Raw genomic sequence first — 16,361 nt, 5'->3', positions numbered from 1 at the left:
ATGAGAAGTAAAAGAAATAAATTGAAATATTTTTAAACATTATCATACGAAATTAAACCTCGTGAAACCATGAGGGGTGCTGTTCGGGCACATCATTATGTGCGGCAAACCCATGCGTTCCCCCAAATAGCCTCGTTATGACAATGAAGTTCTCATCAAATTATCAACCTTTTCATAATTGTTTATTTAGTATCGTTATCTTTCACTTGGGGACGCGGCGCCTTGATGAGGTACGCCGTAGCGACTTCCCGGTACTGAGCCAGCTGCTCCATAATCCAGTCTTGGCCCTTACCCAATTCGGCTGCCATTATTTCGGCCACTTTCGGCGCCATATCAATCGACGCCTGGGCATTCAGGAAGAGTATCCTTAGCCGGCGGGCCAATACGTCTTCGACCGTGAGTGCCATCTCGTGCCGAGCCGCCCAGACGACCTCTGCGACAATATGTTCGAAATCGTGATGGAGTTTTTCCTGCCACGCCGGATTACTTTCTGCCAGCAGTTTTATCCGGTCCGCGTCGCTACCGTAGGTTGCTAAATGGCCGGAATAGCGGTGCTCGGTATAACCATGTATCCTGGTGGTTGTCGTCTGGCATGCCACCGCGGGAAGGCCGGCGACATCAAGCGCCTTATTAACGGTTTCTTCGGCCATCTTCCGGTAGGTTGTCCATTTTCCGCCGGTAATGGTAACCAAGCCCGAGGGGCTGACCATGAGTTTATGGTCGCGCGATATCTCTTTGGTGGGATCGTTATCATCATCGGGCGCGGCGAGGGGACGGAGCCCGGCAAAGACACTTAAAATATCCTCTTTTTTCGGCGCTTTGGTCAGGTAGTTTGCGGCAGTTTCTAATATAAATGCAACTTCGGACGAGGTGGGGTTGGGCTCAAGGGAATGATGGTCCACCGGAACGTCCGTGGTGCCTATAAGGAGGTGCCCATGCCACGGCACACCGAAAAGGACGCGCCCGTCGCTGGTTTTTGGGATCATCAGCGCTTCTTCGCTTTCGAGGAACGTATGGTCCAACACGATATGGGTACCTTGGCTCGGCCTTACGATGGCCTTATGGTTACCGGTATCCATCATCAGCACATCGTCGACGAATACACCGGTTGCATTGATAACAACTTTTGCGCTCAGCTCGCGCGAAACCCCACTATCCAGATCAATAAAGCATACGCCGTTTACTTTTCCGTCGTTGGCTTTTATTAAACCGGTGACTTTACAGTAATTAATCAGTGTAGCGCCATGCGTGGTGGCCGTTTGGGCTAAGTTTATCGCCAATCGGGCATCGTCAAATTGCCCATCGAAATAACGGACCCCGCCCTTGAGGTTATCTGATTTCAGGTTGGGGAAATTCTTTTGGATTTCGGCTTTTGTTACCGCTGTCGATTTGCCGATGCTCCGGCGCCCCGCCAACCAATCGTAGAATTTGAGACCGATGAGGTATTTGAGCTTGCTGAAGAACGAATAACAAGGGATGATAAATGGCTGTGTACGGGTAATGTGCGGTGCGTTGGCAAAGGTAATTCCCCGCTCCCTTAACGCATCGTGCACCAATTTGAAGTCGCCCATGGCCAAGTACCGAACGCCGCCGTGCACCAGTTTCGTGCTGCGGCTGGATGTGCCTTTGGCGAAATCGTGCTGCTCCAACAGGGCTACTTTTAACCCCCTGGTGGCGGCATCGACCGCTACGCCCAAGCCGGTAGCTCCACCGCCAATCACCACGACATCGTACTCTGGGCTATCGGAAAGCTGCTTTAACGACGAAATTCGGTTTAAAAACTGGGACTGCATAACTGGGTTTTTCAATACGTAACTAATCGAAACATTTCAACACAAGAGCAAAAGTAAATGAAATTTATCAGATAACAAAAAATATCATCTTTTTTCCGGGGAAATGACTATGTTCGTACTGAAAAAGAGCAAATGATATGAATAGCGTAGAACGCCACCAAGCCATTATGGGGCAATTGAAGCAAAAAGGTACCGTAAATGTGATGGACCTTTGCGAAGAACTCAACGTATCATCTGTTACCATACGAAAGGATCTGAAATTATTGGAAGACCGGCAACTGCTTTTCCGCACGCATGGTGGGGCTACGTTGATTAATCCGTATACGGTCGATCGGACCGTTTTCGAGAAGGAACAGATACAGGCCAGTGAGAAAACGGCGATTGCAAAGGAAGCGGCTTCAATGATCACCGATAACGATTCCATTATCATTGCATCGGGAACCACCGTGCAGGCGATGGCGCGGGAAATAAAGCCCATCGGTAACCTGACGGTCGTAACTTCTGCGCTGAATGTATCCGTGCAATTGATCAAGCATCCCAACATCGAGATCTTGCAGCTGGGGGGGATTCTCCGGAAAAGTTCCACTTCGGTGGCGGGACCTTATGCGGAACAGGTCCTTTCGGATTTTTTCTGCAGTAAACTTTTCCTGGGTGTAGACGGGATTGATCTCGAGTTCGGGTTTACCACGACAAATGCACAGGAGGCCCACTTAAACCGTAAGATGATGGAGGTATCGCAGAAAGTGATCGTACTTGCCGATTCCACCAAATTCGGGAAGCGTGGATTCGGCCGGATTTGTGACATTGAAGAGGTTGATCGTATCATTACGGATAGCGGGGTGCCCGACCATACCGTAAAGGCACTGGAACGGTTGGGGGTAAAGGTTACCGTTGTTTAACGTATAATCTGCCCACGCGGTAGCGCAAGGTGAATTGTTGTTGATTGTCCAGTGCACCGGGGGTAAAATGGAGGCTCAGCGTAAACCGGCCCTCAAGTCCTTTATACTGCAACGGTGTCCAACCCAGGTCGAGGCGATTGTAGCGACTGGCGGTATAGAAACGATCGCCATATACAATAGGCAAAGATTCGCCTGCATAGAACCTATTAGCCACAAAAAATTTCCGGTATTCCGCGTATAATTCGGCGATGATACCTTTCGGCGTACGCCAGTCGTACACGCCTCTCAACCGATCATAAGCGATAAGCCCACCGCCACTAATATCCAATGAATCGAGAAAAACGATCGGTGTGAGGTCGGCGCCGAGTTTAACCATAGCGGCACCATTGTCGCGGATGGGGGTCGGATCGGTTCCGGCGCCCCCTTTGCTCCGGGCATTGTGCCACAGGGTGATTTGGTGCGAAAAGTAGGCCATTCCCATCCCGACATAGCCCGACATGCCTGCAAGAAATTGCTCGCGGTCGATCGCCGTTTGTCTACTGGTCCAATCGATCCAAACCTGTTGGTGAAATTTATGGCGACCATAGCGCCACAGCAGCCCCTCGATGTTGGGACGGTAATATTGTAACGTATCGTTGAGGATGGCTTTATGGTATCCCGACAGCAGGCCTTCGCGTGGGAACATGCCGATATAGAACTGGTGACCGCGATGCTTATAGTTATAGTAGACGGTCGGTGAAATGCGGTCGGCTTTTCTTCCGTGCGATCCGAATTCGTGTAGGTAGTTGATGCCTGCATGGAGGAAATGGCTGCTGTCTATCGAAAAATAGACTTCCGGCGCTATCCGGATACCCAGTATGGATTGGGAATACCTGCCCGAGTGCGCATACTCCCGATTATCGGCAAAGCCATGGAAGCGAACGTCCCATCCGACATCCTGCGCGCGCGTTGCCACAAAAGACAACAGCGCGGCCGATAGGAAAAATACACGGCGAGCGATAGCCATGATCAAGTGAGGTGCGGCAAATCAGACCTCCAGCAACAAACGTGCGGGATCTTCAAGCAGCTGTTTTACACGAACCAAGAAACTGACCGACTCCCGTCCGTCGATGATGCGGTGATCATAAGACAGTGCAACATACATCATGGGGCGGATAACCACCTGTCCGTTTTCGGCAACGGGGCGTTCAATGATGTTGTGCATGCCGAGAATAGCCGATTGTGGGGCATTGATGATGGGCGTAGACATCATCGATCCGAATACGCCACCATTGGTAATGGTAAAGGTACCGCCAGTCATTTCTTCGATGGTCAGCTTATTATCACGGGCTTTCGTGGCCAGTTCGATCACCTTTTTCTCGATCTCGTGGAGTGATAGCGATTCGGCATTACGGATAATCGGGACAACAAGACCTTTTGGTGCCGATACGGCAATGGATATGTCCACAAAATCGCTATACACGATTTCATCGTCCTCAATGCGTGCATTTACGGCAGGCCATTCCCTTGCTGCTGTGCATACGGCCTTGGTAAAGAACGACATGAACCCTAATCCTACGCCGTATTTTTCTTTGAAGGTTTCTTTATACTTGGCCCGGAGGTCCATGATCGGCTTCATGTTCACCTCGTTGAAGGTGGTGAGCATAGCGGTTTCGCTTTTCACCGTTACGAGTCGTTTGGCGATGGTTTTCCGCAACGACGACATCTTTTCCCTGCGTTCATCGCGAGCGCCGCGGACGGCAGTCGCACCGGCAGCAGGCTGTGGTTTAGCCGTTTCCGCCGGTTTCGCTTTCGGTACGGCGGCATTTTCGGCGTCTTCTTTGGTTATTCGCCAGTCCTTGCCGGTTCCTTTTATGGATGCGGGGTCGATACCTTTTTCACGGAGGATTTTAGCGGCAGCCGGCGAGGCCGTTCCGCTCGCATAGGTGGTGGTGCCACTCGTGTCTTGGCCCGAAGCGGCAGGTTCGGTAGGGGCTTGCGATGCTTCGGTACCTTTTTCTGCTTCGGAGTCCTTGGCTCCGTCGGTGGAAGCTGGGGCTTCACCCGGTTCGATGGTAGCTACTATGGCACCGATTTCGAGGGTATCTCCCTCCTGGGCTACCGTTCTCAGGATACCGGCTTTCTCGGCGGGTAATTCGAAGGTTGCCTTATCCGATTCCAGTTCGGCGATGGTTTCATCCATCTCCACGTAGTCACCATCTTGTTTGACCCATTGCGATAACGTGACCTCCGAAATGGATTCACCTACGGTCGGCACTTTTATTTCTAAGCTCATATACGACTGTTTTATTTCTCGGTTAATCTACCTTTGCGGCAGTTTTCACACTTTTCTTTACGTTATCCTGCACTTCCGCACCCGCTTTGTCTTCAAACGAACGGCCCACCACGGCAAGTTGCTGGGCGATGTGTTGCTTGGCATACCCCGTGGCTGTACTGCTACTTTCCTTGCGGGATACCACGTCTAACGTGATGTTGCGGTTCCTGAATTTCCGACAGATGTAGGGCCAGGCGCCCATGTTTTCGGGTTCTTCCTGTACCCACAAGAAGTCTTTCGCATTTTTGTATTTGTTACGGATGGCGCGGAGTTTATCCATGGGGGTGGGGTATAGCTGTTCCACCCGTACAACGGCCACGTCTTTACGGTTATCGGCCTGTTGTTTTTCCAGCAGATCGTAGTAGATTTTGCCCGAGCAGAAAAGTACCCGCTTCACATCGGCCGATTTCACGAAACTATCGTCAATAACCTCCTGGAATTGCGACTTGCCGATAAATTCACCGATGTCGCTGACCACTTTGGGGTGGCGGAGCAAACTCTTCGGCGTGAAGACAATTAACGGTTTGCGGTAGTCGCGCTTCAGCTGCCGGCGCAGCACATGGAAGAAATTGGCCGGCGTGGTGCAGTTGACGATCTGCATGTTGTTTTCGGCGCAGAGCTCCAGAAAGCGCTCTATACGGGCAGAGGAGTGCTCGGGCCCTTGGCCTTCCAACCCATGGGGGAGTAGCATCACGAGATTGTTCGAACGCCGCCACTTGGTCTCGGCGCTTGAGATATACTGGTCCACGATAATCTGTGCGCCATTATAAAAATCACCGAATTGGGCCTCCCAAATCGTCAGCGATTGCGGGTTTGCCAACGCATAACCATATTCGAACCCCAGTACGCCGTACTCAGAGAGGTGCGAATTGTAGATATTGAAACGTTCGCCACCCTTGATTTGCTGCAAGGGGATGAATTCCTCTTCGGAGTCTTCTAAGGTAAGCACGGCATGGCGGTGCGAGAAGGTGCCCCGTTCCACGTCTTGCCCGCTCACCCGTACGCGCGAGCCTTCGTTGAGCAGCGTGGCATAGGCCATCAGTTCGCCCATGGCCCAGTCGAACGTTTTGGTTTCGATCATTTTGAGCCGTTCGTCGAAGAGCCGCGAAATTTTACGGAAGACTTTCTTATCCTTCGGTAGCGTATTGAATTCCTTAGCAAGTGCTAAAAACGTCTTTTCGGTAACGCTGGTTTTTGCGGGCACGAAGATGTCTTCGTATTTCGCTTTGCGCAGGCCTTTCCACGCGCCCGAATACATCGGATTATCATGCGTGAGGTTCTTGTCCTCTTTCGAGTCGTCCAATCGTTCTTGAAGCAGCTTGCGGAAATCTTTTTCCATCTCCTTGGCCAGACTGGCATCTACGCTGCCTTGCTCCAGTAGCTTTTTATTGTAGATTTCGCGCGGGTTGGCGTGTTTTTCAATGGCTTTATAAAGCACGGGCTGGGTAAACTTCGGCTCATCCGCCTCGTTATGCCCGTACCGGCGGTAACACAGTAGATCGATAAAGACATCCGTATGGTATTTCTGCCGGTATTCTACCGCGAGGTTGATGGCATAAACCAGCGCTTCGACGTCGTCGCCATTGACGTGGAACACCGGCGACAGTGTCACTTTGGCGATGTCGGTACAGTACGTAGAGGAGCGGCCGTCTTTGAAATTGGTGGTAAACCCAACCTGGTTGTTGACCACGATATGGATGGTTCCGCCGGTGCGGAAGCCTTCCAGTTTGGACATCTGGATGACCTCATACACGATGCCCTGTCCGGCCACTGCAGCATCGCCATGGATCAGTAACGGAGCGATCTTGGTGGCATCGCCGTCGTATTTCATATCGATTTTGGAGCGTACCAGTCCTTCCACCACCGGGTCTACGGTTTCCAAATGTGAGGGGTTGGGGACAAGGCTAAGGTGCACCGACGCATCGTTGTCGGTCGTGATGTCTGTAGAATAACCCAGGTGGTATTTTACATCGCCACCAAAATCCTGTTCGGCCTCTTCGGAATAGGTTTTGCCTTCAAACTCGGAGAAAATACTTTGGTAAGATTTTCCGAGGATGTTGGTCAACACATTGAGCCGGCCCCGGTGAGCCATCCCGATGACAAACTCCTGGATGCCCAAATCGGCACCTTTTTCGATAACCGAATCGAGTGCCGGAATCAAGCTCTCAGCGCCTTCGAGCGAAAAGCGTTTTTGGCCGAGGAACTTGGTGCCCAGGAAATTCTCGAAGACTACCGCTTCGTTGAGTTTCTGGAGGATCCGCTTTTTGCGTTCCAACGGGAAGTTGGGGGTGTTGCGTTCGCCCTCCATACGCTCTTGCAGCCACTTTATCTTTTCGGGGCTGCGGATGTATTTGAATTCCGCGCCGATGGAGCGGCAATAGGTATCTTCAATCAACTGGCGGATGTCGCTTAACTTGGCGGGGCCTAAACCTACTTCCACACCTGCATTGAATACGGTATCCATGTCGGCTTCACTGAGCCCGAAGGTTTCGAGTTCCTTGCCCGGATAATACTTTCGCCGCTCGCGCACGGGGTTGGTCTCGGTGAATAGGTGCCCGCGGTCCCGGTAACCGTTGATCATGTTCAAGACATTGATTTCTTTCAGGACATGGTCGGGTGTGGTGGAGGTGCCGCTAACGGCACTATTTTGGCCGAAATCAAAACCTTCAAAAAATTTTTGCCAGCCGAAGTCAATCGAGTCGGGGTCCTCCTTATAGGCTTCGTATAACGAGTCGATATAGGCCGAATCTGCGTTACTTAGGTAAGAAAGCTTGTCCATTTAGTTGTTTATGCAATACTGCGTCAAAGTTATAATTATTAAATCGTTTGCCATAGCAATATGCTACAATTTTATAGCCAAAATTTGACGAAAGCGTGTTTTTTATGATTTCCGGCAGTCTATCCGACCGCGATTGGTGTCTTGGGGTAGAATCGGGCGACCAATTTTTTGATGTCGGCAGGCTTATTATCTTTAACGCTGCTCCCCACGCCAGCAGCATGCGCCCAACTTCCGTAGTTGCTGGCCGGACCGTAATCCAACAGTTTTTCCTCAAACCATGCTGCTCCCTTGAGCCAGTCGACTTTCAGCTGGTAGATTAAATAGGTGACAACGATGATGCGTTGGTGATGGGCAAGATACCCGGTTTCATTGAGCTCCTTCATACTGCTATCTACGATGGGGTGGCCGGTGTTTCCGGTTCTCCACTTTTCGAATAGCTTTTGATCGTCTGCTACGGCTGCCGGTGGGTTTCCGGTCATACCACCTGCTTGGAAAAACTGGTTGCCGTGCTTTTTGAACATGAAACGGTAGTAATCGCGCCACAATAGCTTGAGTATGATCTGTTCGCCGCGCTTTCTATCGAGCGTTGTATGCTCAGCTTCCTTAATGGCGTGGTAAAAGGTATTGGGCGATAATGCGCCAATAGCGATGTAGGGTGAAAGGTGGGAATACCCCAGTGTATCTTGGTTGCCGTAGAGGAACGCGTTCATGTGTTGCAGGGCGACCTGTTCGCCCCCCTGAAAGTGAAGACGATGAGCATGTTCTATGGCTGCCTTATCGAAACCCAGCTCGGAAAGATCGGGTAAGTGGCCCGTATCCATCCCTTCGGGCGTGAGGGCAGCCTCGGGGCGACCCAACTCGGGGCGGATATCGCTTTCCCGTTCGGTTTTTTTACGAAACGTGGCAAATGCATCGGGAATATCCTTGATGGGGAAGGGGAGATCCTCTTTATGATATAAGGTATGGCCGATGAAGTGGCGGAGGTTGATTTGCATTTTCCACAGTGCCGCTTCGACCAACGAAGATATTTTTGTTTCTTCGTGAGCTACTTCGCGGTGATGGTAAACCTCATCCACTTTATAGGCTTCGGCAATCGCTGGAAGTATTTCCTCGGGATGGCCCTGGGTAATGATCAAGTCGCCTCCCAACGCTTGGAGGTCTTGTTGCAGCGCGGCGACGTTTTCGCGCAGGAACGCTGCCCGTAACACACCTGTCTTTTTTGTACCCAACGCCGTATCCGTGAAATAGCGGGGGTCGAAACAGTAAACAGGGACAATCGTTTGGCTGCGTTCTACGGCACGGAGCAGTATCTCATTATCATGGATACGCAAGTCATTCCTGAACCAAACCAAAATTGTCTTCTTGTCCATACTAAGTTGAGGGATTAAATGTTGCAAATATAACCTTTATTAGTCAAGAAATGTGGCTTAATGCGTCGGAATACGAATATTGACAATTAAAACACAAATAGGTCGACTGCTATACCTTGGCATATTTCATCTATTTACCTAAGTTTGCAGCAAAAATAGCTGCGCATCGGAAACATATTCGAATTTCAATTGTAGTAGCTAGTACAATTAATTACCAGACCGCCGCATTAAGTGTAGTAACGTTTGCATATGAAAGTCCAAATTACCGGCCTCAACAATTATTTAGCAAGAAATATCGCGGTATGCTTATCGGAAGAGGGGCATGAGGTAACCTGCCTGATACGGAACAAGAAGTTTTTCTACAGACATGTGCCCGAAAAATTTGGCATTACCATCATCGAAGGAGACTTATTCAGGGGGGCGTTGCCTGCCGGTTTTGACAAAGATACCCATGTGGCTTTTTATTTTAACCAATCGCCCGTAAATGAAATCGATATCCGAATGGAAATGGATCTCATTGCCTTGCAACGATACATACGGGCACTCAAATTTACCGCATGCGAGCATTTGGTCTACGTAACCAAATTGGCTGATGACAATGTGGATACGGTAACCGAATACCTTGATCGAAGCGGTTTGAACTACACCATAGTGAGAATCAGCAACATCATCGGAAAGGGGTCTGCGTTGATGAACATCCTATCGAGTTTAGCCAAGTCAAAACTCGTTGTGCTTCCCGCGGCGTTTGCGGTAAGCAAATGCCAGCCCATACATCTGCTCGACGTATGCGCATACCTGAATAAGATTATGGGCGATACCAGCACGTATGGAAAAATATTCGATGTCGGCGGTCCCGAAGTAATGACGTATAAGGAGGCTTTTGAACGGTATATGGATATTGCGAAGCTGAAGAAGAAGGTGCTGGCCTTACCGGGGCTGAGTAAGCCCGTGTCTTTCCTATTGGGCCGGTACATCTACAAATTCGAGCAGGATGTTGCTGCCGCATTCAACGTGTATATGCGGAAGGATCTGGTAGCGGTGAACAAGGGGTTGAACACGTTATACCCTGCTGTCGCCCTGGCTTCTTACGGCACTTCCGTTAGCGATGCGCTGGATGCCTCCTAGCCACACCAGCTATTCTTTTGCTTTCAGTGTGATGTCGCCGTCTTCACCCGGTGATCCGGAATACACCATGCCTTGCGACAGGCTACCCAGTGGCCGTCCGGCCGTACCTTGGTTCATTAGGCTGTAAATGTTGCGGAGCTCACTTTGAGGGTTTACGCGATATCCGCCGGCACGGGCGTCGATATGGAGGTAATGGGTCGATTTCTTATCATCGGTCTGCGGCACGATGCCTTCGCCATCGTAGGTGAAGACAACGTCACCGCCGTTTCCGTTCGGGTAGGTGCGCGAGCCGTTGTTGTTGGCGTCTTGGCCACCGGCCAACACATACAGGGATCCCAGTTTGTCAAACCGCATATCGATTTGAAAGTCCGTGCCGTTGTTTTTGCTATCGGTTCCGTAGATGTAGCCGCGCTTCTCGATGTAGGCATGGCGCACGTGAAGCTGCACGTCTTTTTTGCCGAAAAACACCAGCTGGCTTTTGTTTTTCATCACTAAGGTGTCGATATAGACGACCATCGATGAATCCCGGCCTGAAAAGACTTCTTTCTTATTCCGCTCAATCTCCAGTTTAGGGATACGGACGGTAAGGGTATCCTGCGCCATGGCGACGCCGGTTGCCATAATGGATAAAAAAATGATGATTGCTTTCATGGTTCGAACCTCCTATTTCATTTCGTCGTCTGGTTACCTTATAACATAAGACCACCCGGGAGGCGTAAAGTTTAATCCCAGTGGCGATTAACTCGGTATTAATCCGTAACTTCGGCGCATCTTATCCAAATCCATGACACGTATTTTAGCTTATATTTTAATGTTGGCCCCCGGTGGTGCGCTTGCGGCGACACCACAGGATACCACCCATTACCTTGATGAAGTAACTGTACGCGCATATTTCGCCGAGCAGCCACTTTTGCGGCTCACCACCTCGGCGGGCGTGATTGGCGAACCGGTATTAGCGCACCAAAGCGGTGCAAGTTTACTGCCGGCCCTCAATACCGTACCGGGGGTACGGATGGAAGAGCGGTCGCCCGGAAGCTATCGGTTGTCCCTTCGCGGAAGCTTATTACGTTCTCCCTTCGGTGTGCGTAATGTGAAAGTATACCTGGACGAGATCCCACTTACCGATGCGGGCGGAAATACGTATTTTAATATCCTGGATGCCGGCAGCCTGAGTAGCATTGAAATTCTGAAAGGACCGGATGGGAGCCTCTTCGGAGCCAATTCTGGCGGTGTGGTGCTCCTGAGGCCACACGGTGGCCCGTCGGGAGATACTTCCCCTTCGGCAACGCTCCGCTTAAGTGGTGGTGCGTATGGCCTGTTCCACCAACAGCTAGGGGTGTCGGCGCAGCCGGCGAACAACTATGGGTTTAGCATTAACCAAGCTTACCAACGCGCCGACGGCTACCGGCAACATTCGGCAATGGACCGGAAATCGATTCAGACGGTGCAGCGGTGGAGGTATCATGCGAACAACGAATTGCGGCTGATCGGGATGTATTCCGACTTATATTACGACACCCCGGGTGGACTTACGGCGGCGCAGTTTGCCGAAGATCCGCGCCTGGCCCGCCCGTCTACCGGAGCCGCCCCCGGCGCGGCAGACCAGCGGGCAAGCATCCGTAACCAAACGGTTGTCGGCGGTTTGGTCCATGATGCGCAGATATCCCCCAAATTCAGACACGTAGCCAGTGTTTTCGGTATGCACACCGATTTTCGCAATCCGTTTATCACCAATTACGAGCTGCGCGATGAGGGTAACCTCGGCTTCCGTACGTATATCGACTATACCGCTGGAGACACCAACACGGTACGGTGGCGTATCAACGCCGGTATGGAATGGCAATTGGGCAACAACCACATTGCCAATTACGACAACAACGGTGGCGTACGTGGAGATCGGCAAGCGATCGATGCCCTGCGCAGCCGGCAGTATTTTTATTTCGCACGGGTTCGCGCGGATATCTGGAGCCGGCTTGTACTGGAAGCATCGGCGAGCCTCAATTATTACGGCTATGCCTTTAAATCCAGCTTTCCTGTCGCTGACCCCAAGTATACAGCAAATCGGTTCGATGCCGAGTGGATGCCACGTGTGGCGTTGTCGTACCTGTTTACCCCCACACTGGCCTGGCGGGCTTCCGTGTCTCGTGGCTATTCCCCGCCAACCATTGCCGAGGTGCGCCCGTCCGACAAGATTATCAATACTGCGCTGGCAGCCGAAACGGGCTGGAACTACGAAACGGGAGCGCGGTGGCAAAGCCCCGACCGTCGGTTTCGGGCGGATGGCTCCTTATTCTATTACCGGATGGATGATGCGATTATCCGTCAGCTGCGCGATAGTGGTGCGGAGTATTTTGGCAATGCCGGTACCGTTGAGCAGCGCGGTGCGGAGCTGTCTGTGGCGGCATGGTTGGTCGAACCACGCCCGAACGGATGGTTGCACGGCATCCAACTGGGTTCAAATTTGACCTTAAGTAAGTTCCGTTTCGGTGATTACCGGGTGGGAGACAACGATTTCACAGGCAATAAACTAACCGGTGTGCCCGGTAGTACGGTGGTCAGCGATCTGTTGGTTCGGTTACCATTCGACATCGATGCCTACCTCATGCACAATTACACGGCGTCTATCCCACTGAACGATGCGAATACGGTCTTTGCTGATGAATACCACTTGTTGCAAGCCAAGGTAAGTTGGGAAAAGTCGGTTGGAAATCGGTTGACGGTTCAGTTTTTTGTGGGGGGCGATAACCTGCTGAGCCAACAATACAGCCTCGGCAACGATATCAATGCGTTCGGCGGACGCTTCTTCAACGCGGCGGCGCCCCGCAACTTTTATGGCGGATTGACCATCCGGTATTGATTCGGATAGCGCTATCCCGCTTAATGTCAAACAAACCGTATATTAGCGCTTCACAAACAGGAAGTGCACGATGTCAGTAACAAAAAAGAAAGTGATTATCTTTGATTTGGACAACACGATTTATCCGGTGGCGTCCATTGCGAAGGGGCTGTTCGGCGACCTATACCGGTTGATCGGAGCAGATGGGCGGTATACCGGCGAATTTGAAGATATCAAATACAACATCGAACGGAAGCCGTTTCAGTTAGTCGCCGCGGAGTTTCATTTTAATGAAGAGCTCACCGCCCTCGCTTTGGCGCTGCTGGCCGACTTGGAGTACAACGGCCCTATGGCGCCGTTTGATGACTATCCGTTAACGAGAGATATCGATTGCCTGAAGTTTTTGGTGACCACCGGCTTCACCAAATTGCAATGGAGCAAAATAAGGCAGTTGAACCTACAAGCTGATTTTGAGGCGTGCTATGTGGTAGACCCAGCCTCATCACAACAAACAAAGAAAGACGTGTTTGCCGGGATCATGGATAAATACCGCCTCAACCCCGAGGAAGTGCTCGTGGTAGGGGATGACCTCCAATCGGAGATAAAGGCCGGGCGGGAATTGGGTATTGACACCGTAGTATATGATTACGCCGGGAAATTTGGGTCGCTGGAGAACCATCACGTCATCACCAACTTCGATGCACTCAACGCCTTTATTTGAGTATCGGGCCCACGACGTATATCAGACCAGTCCGGCCCGTTTGAGCAACGCTTCCGGCTGGGGCTTGCGTCCTCTGAAACGGGTGTACAGTTCCATCGGGTCTACCGTGCCGCCGCTGCTGAGGAGGGCCTTGAACTTGGCCGCCGTATCGGCATTGAAAATGCCGGTTTCCTTGAAATAGGCGAAGGCGTCGGCATCGAGCACCTCGGCCCATTTGTAGGAGTAATATCCGGCGGAATACCCCCCCGCAAAGATATGCGAGAATGCAGGGCTCTGCGCCGTGCCGGGCACATCGGGGTAAAGCTGCGTATCGCGTATGGAAGCTTTTTCGAAGTGTTCGATAGGCGTATCGGCGGCTAGCTTACCCGTGTGGTATGCCATGTCGAGCAGGCCGAAGCCGAGCTGCCGCATGGTTTGGTAACCTTCCATAAAATTGGCGGCGGCGACGATCTTATCGATTTCTTCATCGGCCAACACTTCTCCCGTTTGGTGATGGCGGGCGAACGATCGCAGGAATTCCTTTTCGTAACAGTAGTTTTCCATGAACTGGGAGGGCAATTCGACAAAGTCCCAATACACGTTGGTACCCGACAGGCTTTCGTAAACCGTGTCGGCCAGGATGCCATGCAGGGCATGGCCGAACTCGTGGAAGAGCGTGGTTACCTCATTGAACGTGAGGAGGGAAGGCGTATCGCCCACCGGCCGTGCGAAGTTGCACACGATGGAGATGTGGGGCCGTACCTGACGGTCATTTTCCGTCCACTGGCCGCGATAGGCAGTCATCCATGCGCCGGCCCGTTTGCCCTCACGCGGATGCCAGTCGGTATAGAGCAGCGCTTTGTGCTGGCCATTTTCGAGTACATCGTAGACGGTTACCTCGGGATGGTAAGTGGGGATGTCGGTACGGGCCGAAAAAGAAAGCCCATAAAGCCTCCCTGCCGCATCGAACGCGGCATCGAGCACCTGCGGCAGCGGAAAGTAGGGTTTCAGGACTTCTTCCGAAAGGTTGAACTTCTCCTCCCGTAGCTTTTCGGCATAATAAGCATGGTCGTAGGGCATTATTTCGTAGATACCATCCTTTTCGGCCATGGCCTTAAGTTGGTCGATCTCTTGAACGGCATGGGGCCTTGCTTTGGCCAGCAGATCGTTGAGGAAACCCGATACAATGGCAGGGGAGGAGGCCATCCGCTCCTGCAAGACGAAGTCGGCATGGGTACCGAAGCCCAGCAGACTGGCCCGCTGGCCACGTAGGCCGACGATGTCGCGCACGATACTTTCGTTGTTGTTGGCGTTGTCCTTCAGGGCACGTGTAGCCGAGGCCATGTAGAGTTCCTCGCGCAGCGCGCGGTTCGCCGCATATTTCATCAAGGGTACATAGCTGGGGAAATGCAGGGTGAATACCCAGCCCTCCAGTTTTCGTTTTTCTGCTTCGGCTTTGGCTGCCGCGCGGATGGAGTGGGGAAGGCCCTCCAGTTCCTGCTCATCCTGCACCTGCAGGTGGTAAGCATTGGTTTCTTGCAGCACATGCTGCGAAAATTTCATCGTGAGGGTGGCCAGCTGTTTGTCGACATCACGGAGCTTTTCCTTGTTTTCGGGAGTGAGGAGGGCTCCGTTGCGGACGAATCCTTGATAGGTTTTATCGAGCAACCGCGCGGCTTCGGGCGTGAGGCTGGCGGGGTCAGTTTCGTCGTGTACCCGTTTCACCCTGTTGAAAAGCCCCTCGTTTAGCATGATGTCGTTGCTGTACTCCGCTAATATCGGCGATAGTTCTTGTGCCAGCTGCTGAATCTCGTCGTTGGTCTCGGCAGCATCGAGGTTGAAGAAGGTGGCCGAGGCGATGTTCAATGCTTTGCCAGCGTACTCCATTGCCGCAATGGTGTTGGCGAAGTTAGCTGGTTCGGGATTCTCGACGATGGCATCAATCTCTTTCTTGGCATTGGTAATCAACTGCAGGATAGCAGGTTTGAAATGTTCGGTTTTTATGTTTTCAAATGGGATCGTATCGAAAGGGGTGCCGAATGGCTTCAACAAGGGGTTGCTCATCTATTTTACAATTTGGGGCTGCCATTTCTGGCAACGGTTAAGAACAGTCCAAAAATATGAAAAATCCACCGAATGGCATTATGCCTTTCCGGTCGCGACTACAAGATTCATTCATCCCGCAAACTACCTGCCGGATTGGTCAGCGCGGCACGTATGGCCTGCCAGCTCACACTCCGTAAGGCCTTTGGCCGGTTTGGGATACCCATCGTTTTGAGAAGTTGAAGCGATTGTTTAACTTTGTGTTGGTGATAAAGACAAGCAATTAGATGGCTGCGACGATTGATAATCAAATAAAAGGATTAAACGAAGTTCAATTGAGCTTGCTGCGCATGTTCAATCGGAAGATGAGTTACGAGGAGTCTGTGGAATTACGGGATTTACTAATGCAACATTATTCTCAAAAATTAAAAGATGAAGTAGACCGAGTGGTTGCTGAAAAAAAAATCACCGCTAAAGACTATGATAAACTCCGCGGTTAATT

Annotated in this window: 13 protein-coding genes; 6 read left to right on the top strand and 7 right to left on the bottom strand. The window is 51.5% G+C overall.

Annotated features, from left to right (window positions below; all coding sequences use genetic code 11):
• Positions 1–182 precede the first annotated feature (182 nt).
• Positions 183–1,793 (bottom strand): glycerol-3-phosphate dehydrogenase/oxidase, encoded by a 1,611-nt coding sequence (locus U9S71_RS08720; RefSeq protein WP_326326803.1) that lies wholly within the window; start codon positions 1,791–1,793, stop codon positions 183–185.
• Between the two features lie 137 nt (positions 1,794–1,930).
• On the opposite strand from U9S71_RS08720, the gene agaR reads away from it, so the two are divergent.
• Positions 1,931–2,692, top strand: coding sequence for a transcriptional repressor AgaR (gene agaR / locus U9S71_RS08715; protein WP_326326801.1), 762 nt, complete (start codon positions 1,931–1,933; stop codon positions 2,690–2,692).
• Here agaR and U9S71_RS08710 read toward each other — a convergent pair.
• The 4 genes from U9S71_RS08710 to U9S71_RS08695 all read right to left on the bottom strand — a co-directional run bounded on the left by U9S71_RS08710 (position 2,679) and on the right by U9S71_RS08695 (position 9,155).
• Entirely contained in the window at positions 2,679–3,698 is a 1,020-nt protein-coding gene (locus U9S71_RS08710; protein ID WP_326326800.1) for a lipid A deacylase, read from the bottom strand. The genes agaR and U9S71_RS08710 overlap by 14 nt on opposite strands.
• A 21-nt stretch (positions 3,699–3,719) precedes the next feature.
• Positions 3,720–4,967, bottom strand: coding sequence for a 2-oxoglutarate dehydrogenase complex dihydrolipoyllysine-residue succinyltransferase (gene odhB, locus U9S71_RS08705; RefSeq protein ID WP_326326798.1), 1,248 nt, complete (start codon positions 4,965–4,967; stop codon positions 3,720–3,722).
• A 22-nt stretch (positions 4,968–4,989) separates the two neighbouring features.
• Entirely contained in the window at positions 4,990–7,785 is a 2,796-nt protein-coding gene (locus U9S71_RS08700; RefSeq protein ID WP_326326797.1) for a 2-oxoglutarate dehydrogenase E1 component, read from the bottom strand.
• A 119-nt stretch (positions 7,786–7,904) separates the two neighbouring features.
• Positions 7,905–9,155: a DASH family cryptochrome gene (locus tag U9S71_RS08695; protein WP_326326795.1), complete on the bottom strand. Its 1,251-nt coding sequence runs from the start codon at positions 9,153–9,155 to the stop codon at positions 7,905–7,907.
• Between the two features lie 249 nt (positions 9,156–9,404).
• On the opposite strand from U9S71_RS08695, the gene U9S71_RS08690 reads away from it, so the two are divergent.
• Positions 9,405–10,280: a Rossmann-fold NAD(P)-binding domain-containing protein gene (locus U9S71_RS08690; protein ID WP_326326794.1), complete on the top strand. Its 876-nt coding sequence runs from the start codon at positions 9,405–9,407 to the stop codon at positions 10,278–10,280.
• A 9-nt stretch (positions 10,281–10,289) separates the two neighbouring features.
• On the opposite strand, the gene U9S71_RS08685 is transcribed toward U9S71_RS08690, so the two are convergent.
• The gene (locus U9S71_RS08685) at positions 10,290–10,931 is read right to left on the bottom strand and encodes a hypothetical protein (protein WP_326326792.1); all 642 of its coding nucleotides are present in this window, start codon (positions 10,929–10,931) and stop codon (positions 10,290–10,292) included.
• A gap of 133 nt (positions 10,932–11,064) precedes the next feature.
• On the opposite strand from U9S71_RS08685, the gene U9S71_RS08680 reads away from it, so the two are divergent.
• Positions 11,065–13,137: a TonB-dependent receptor gene (locus U9S71_RS08680; RefSeq protein ID WP_326326791.1), complete on the top strand. Its 2,073-nt coding sequence runs from the start codon at positions 11,065–11,067 to the stop codon at positions 13,135–13,137.
• A gap of 70 nt (positions 13,138–13,207) precedes the next feature.
• The gene (locus tag U9S71_RS08675) at positions 13,208–13,837 is read left to right on the top strand and encodes an HAD family hydrolase (protein ID WP_326326789.1); all 630 of its coding nucleotides are present in this window, start codon (positions 13,208–13,210) and stop codon (positions 13,835–13,837) included.
• A 21-nt stretch (positions 13,838–13,858) separates the two neighbouring features.
• Here U9S71_RS08675 and U9S71_RS08670 read toward each other — a convergent pair whose 3' ends face one another.
• On the bottom strand, positions 13,859–15,880 hold the full coding sequence (locus tag U9S71_RS08670; protein ID WP_326326788.1) for a M3 family metallopeptidase: 2,022 nt from the start codon (positions 15,878–15,880) through the stop codon (positions 13,859–13,861).
• A gap of 72 nt (positions 15,881–15,952) precedes the next feature.
• Between U9S71_RS08670 and U9S71_RS08665 the strand changes: the two genes are divergently transcribed.
• Both U9S71_RS08665 and U9S71_RS08660 read left to right on the top strand, forming a co-directional pair.
• On the top strand, positions 15,953–16,102 hold the full coding sequence (locus tag U9S71_RS08665; RefSeq protein ID WP_326326787.1) for a hypothetical protein: 150 nt from the start codon (positions 15,953–15,955) through the stop codon (positions 16,100–16,102).
• Between the two features lie 44 nt (positions 16,103–16,146).
• On the top strand, positions 16,147–16,359 hold the full coding sequence (locus tag U9S71_RS08660; protein ID WP_326326786.1) for a DUF8507 family protein: 213 nt from the start codon (positions 16,147–16,149) through the stop codon (positions 16,357–16,359).
• Positions 16,360–16,361 lie beyond the last annotated feature (2 nt).

It is taken from the genome of Parapedobacter flavus (assembly GCF_035818675.1).
Classification (GTDB): domain Bacteria; phylum Bacteroidota; class Bacteroidia; order Sphingobacteriales; family Sphingobacteriaceae; genus Parapedobacter; species Parapedobacter flavus.
This window is presented reverse-complemented; position numbering and strand designations above follow the sequence as displayed.